The sequence below is a fragment of the Pseudarthrobacter sp. NPDC058119 genome, assembly GCF_042884655.1.
GTDB lineage: Bacteria > Actinomycetota > Actinomycetes > Actinomycetales > Micrococcaceae > Arthrobacter.
On the sequence record NZ_JBHVTN010000027.1, the window covers coordinates 1 to 1,127 of the forward strand.

Annotated in this window: 1 rRNA gene; it reads left to right on the plus strand. The window is 54.9% G+C overall.

The features are described from left to right. Positions 1 to 1,127 (plus strand): 23S ribosomal RNA (locus ACFVTD_RS20995); the annotation flags it as partial.

The window sequence follows — 1,127 nt, forward strand, 5'->3', positions numbered from 1 at the left end:
GATGGTTGTCCCGGTCTAAGGATGTAGGGCGAGTGGTAGGCAAATCCGCCACTCATGGTGCCTGAGATCTGATGGGACCCCCGTATGGGGGGATTTGGTGATCCTATGCTGCCGAGAAAAGCATCGACGCGAGGTTTTAGCCGCCCGTACCCCAAACCGACACAGGTGATCAGGTAGAGAATACTAAGGCGATCGAGAGAATTATGGTTAAGGAACTCGGCAAAATGCCCCCGTAACTTCGGGAGAAGGGGGGCCCCAACCTTGATACACCCACGCGGTGTGGAGGGGATCGGGGCCGCAGAGACCAGGGGGAAGCGACTGTTTACTAAAAACACAGGTCCGTGCGAAGTCGCAAGACGATGTATACGGACTGACTCCTGCCCGGTGCTGGAAGGTTAAGAGGACCGGTTAGCCGCAAGGCGAAGCTGAGAATTTAAGCCCCAGTAAACGGCGGTGGTAACTATAACCATCCTAAGGTAGCGAAATTCCTTGTCGGGTAAGTTCCGACCTGCACGAATGGAGTAACGACTTCCCCGCTGTCTCAACCATAAACTCGGCGAAATTGCAGTACGAGTAAAGATGCTCGTTACGCGCAGCAGGACGGAAAGACCCCGAGACCTTTACTATAGTTTGGTATTGGTGTTCGGAGTGGCTTGTGTAGGATAGGTGGGAGACGTTGAAGCCCGGACGCCAGTTCGGGTGGAGTCATCGTTGAAATACCACTCTGGTCACTTTGGACATCTAACTTCGGCCCGTAATCCGGGTCAGGGACAGTGCCTGATGGGTAGTTTAACTGGGGCGGTTGCCTCCTAAAAAGTAACGGAGGCGCCCAAAGGTTCCCTCAGCCTGGTTGGCAATCAGGTGTCGAGTGTAAGTGCACAAGGGAGCTTGACTGTGAGAGAGACATCTCGAGCAGGGACGAAAGTCGGGACTAGTGATCCGGCGGTACATTGTGGAATGGCCGTCGCTCAACGGATAAAAGGTACCTCGGGGATAACAGGCTGATCTTGCCCAAGAGTCCATATCGACGGCATGGTTTGGCACCTCGATGTCGGCTCGTCGCATCCTGGGGCTGGAGTAGGTCCCAAGGGTTGGGCTGTTCGCCCATTAAAGCGGTACGCGAGCTG